Genomic DNA, 2,495 nt, shown 5'->3' with positions numbered 1-2,495 from the left:
CGCCTGCAGGCCTCTGACCCGATCCTCGACCTCGTCCCGCGCGGTCAGCATCAGGACGGGTACGTGTTTGCCCCGACGCAGTTCTTGCAAGACGGCATAGCCATCCAGCCCCGGAAGCATGACGTCGAGGAGGACGAGGTCGTAATGCCCTTCGGTCGCGAGATAGCGGCCATCCGTGCCGCTGTGCGCGACATCCACGATGTAATTGCTTTCGGTGAGCGCCCTGCGTAGGTATTCGGCGAGCTTGGGCTCGTCTTCCACAACCAGAATCTTCATGCAGCGATTATCGCGGAGATGCCGAAACCATCACATTACGAAATCGTAATCTGGCAGTTCGCGATTCGACGAGGATGGACCCTTAAAGTCCGCGACGTGTTCGGTGCAAGGCGACGCCAAGCGGCTTATGCCGAACGCCACCTCTCACGTTGAACGAAGGAGTCTCGTCATGTCGAAAACTCGCACCACTGCCCTTTTTTCGCTTCTTGCTGCCGTCCTTGTCGTTCCTGCGGCTGCGCAAGCCAGCTCGCTGTGGCATCCCGCTCCCGGCGAGCAGGGGTTCACGTTCCATCCGGATCACTCCACGAGCACGAAAACCCGCGCCGAGGTGTTGCGCGAGCTCGAACAGGCAAAGGCCGATGGCAGCTATTTCTACCTGCAGCGTGGCCTCGCGGTGCCCTCGCGTGCTTCCGGACCCGGCAAGACCCGTGCAGAAGTCCTCAAGGAGCTGGTCGACATGACCCCGACAGAGCGCGCGTACATGAATGAACTGTACAGTGGCTCCTGAAGCCACCTATCGGCGCGAGACGTCGGGCCGTCCAGGCGTTTCGCCCAGCAGGTTCTCGTAAAGCGCCGTTTGGTCTGCCCATTGGTACCGTCGCTGTCGACGATAGCAAATCCTTATTGATAGAATCCGCGCCATGCGTCGTTGGCTTGCGATTTTCCTCTTGATCCTGCTGCCTGCCCAACTGAGTTGGGCGGCGGTGGGCGATTACTGCGCGCACGAATCCGGTGCCGCAGCCAATCATTTTGGTCATCACGCGCATCGTCACACCGAAGATGCAAAAGGCAAGGAAAAAGGGGGCTTCACGAAGGGCGCACACACAGACTGCGCATCGTGCCAGGTGGTGGGCTCTTCAGCAGTAACGAGTGAGTCCAGCGCGCTATTCACACAGCATCAGGCATCCCTCCCCATCGGCGTCACACCTGGGTGCTCACTTGCGGAGCATCCCGCAGAGCCCGAACGCCCTAAATGGGCCCGCCCAGCCTGATCGGCAGGGCGGTCGCCTTCATTCCCTCTTGATGTTCCTACCGCTTTGAGCGGTAGCGTCACGCGTCCATTGCGATCGGTCCGATCGCCCTCTGCCGATTCCCCGTGTCTTTACATCAACGGAGAATTGGATGTTTCAGCAACTTCGTCTCAAATGGCTGCCTGGGCTAATGCTCGGCCTTGCCGTCAATGGTGCCTGGGCGCAGCAGCCCGCCCCCCCGGCTCCAAGTACCGCCCTATCCCTCAAGCACGCTTTCGAGGCAGCATGGGCACGCCAGCCTGAAGCGCTGTCGCTCACGACTCAACAGGAAGCGGCGCAAGCGCGCCGCGACAGTGCCGACAGTTGGTTTGTCGAACCGCCCGCCCTAGAGGTAGCCGGAAAAACCGATCAGTTGGACAGCAATCGCGGGAGCCGTGAGTACGAGGTCGGCATCGCGGTTCCGATCTGGCTGTCGGGCGAACGTTCGAGCACTGCAGCCCTCGCCACTGCCGAAATAGCTGCCACGGCGAGCCGGGCTCGCGGCGCGCAGTTGCGCACCGCTGCAGCGGTACGCACAGCATATTGGGATTGGCAACGCGCGCGCGTAGATGTGACGCTGGCGAGGGCGGGTCTCGAGAACGCCCGCGAACTGGCCGCCGACGTGGCCAAGCGCATCAAGGCGGGTGATCTGGCGCGCGCAGATCAGCATCAGGCCGACGGTGTGCAAGCTACAGCTGAAGCCGCCGTCGCCGAGGCAGAAAGCGCCCTTGCAGATGCTGCACAGCAGTTGCGCACGCTCACTGGAATCGGGCCAGAACGCTCATCCGGCGGGGTGTCTGCGCCGGAGCCCGTCCCGTCCGCTGCGACACCGACACAGATTCTTGAGACGGCGCACCCTGCAGTGGCCGAGCTGCGTGATCGGGTCGACGTTGCGCGGCGCACGATGACCCTTGCCAGCGTTCAGGGCCGCGCGAATCCGGAGTTGAGTGTCACGACCACCCGCGAACGCGGCGCATCGGGTGAATCCTGGGAACAGACAGTCACGCTGGGCTTGCGCATTCCGCTTGGTTCCGGTTCGCGCAGCCGGTCCCGCGTTGCAAGCGCCAATGCAGAGGCCATCGAGGCCGAGGCGCAACTCCAGATCGAACTCGAACGTCTGCTGGCCGAAACAGAGATGGCGCACCAGCGCGTCGAATTGAGACGGCAGCAGGTCGCCGCTGCTGAACGGCGCTCCGACCTCGCACAGGC

3 protein-coding genes are annotated in these 2,495 nt (G+C 62.7%); 2 read left to right on the top strand and 1 reads right to left on the bottom strand.

All coding sequences use genetic code 11. The annotated features are described in order from the left end of the window. Nucleotides 1-276 (bottom strand): response regulator (locus tag ACPT9U_RS17470; RefSeq protein ID WP_435751885.1); only part of this gene is annotated, 276 nt, incomplete at its 3' end. Nucleotides 277-445: 169 nt separating this feature from the next. Here ACPT9U_RS17470 and ACPT9U_RS17465 point away from each other — a divergent pair. Both ACPT9U_RS17465 and ACPT9U_RS17460 read left to right on the top strand, forming a co-directional pair. Next, complete coding sequence (locus ACPT9U_RS17465) at nt 446-784, top strand: DUF4148 domain-containing protein (protein ID WP_004248732.1); 339 nt, start codon at nt 446-448, stop codon at nt 782-784. A gap of 614 nt (nt 785-1,398) precedes the next feature. Continuing rightward, the coding region (locus tag ACPT9U_RS17460) for a TolC family protein (protein WP_435751884.1) at nt 1,399-2,495 on the top strand (1,097 nt) is incomplete at its 3' end.

This window comes from Thauera sp. AutoDN2 (genome assembly GCF_051280715.1).
GTDB lineage: Bacteria > Pseudomonadota > Gammaproteobacteria > Burkholderiales > Rhodocyclaceae > Thauera.
The sequence above is the reverse complement of the archived record's forward strand: the minus strand, read 5'-3'. Positions and strand labels throughout refer to the sequence as shown.

What these genes read in the sequence shown, in the direction of transcription:
- ACPT9U_RS17465 (WP_004248732.1), top strand. Translation starts at nt 446, where the DNA reads ATGTCGAAAACTCGCACCACTGCCCTTTTTTCGCTTCTTGCTGCCGTC.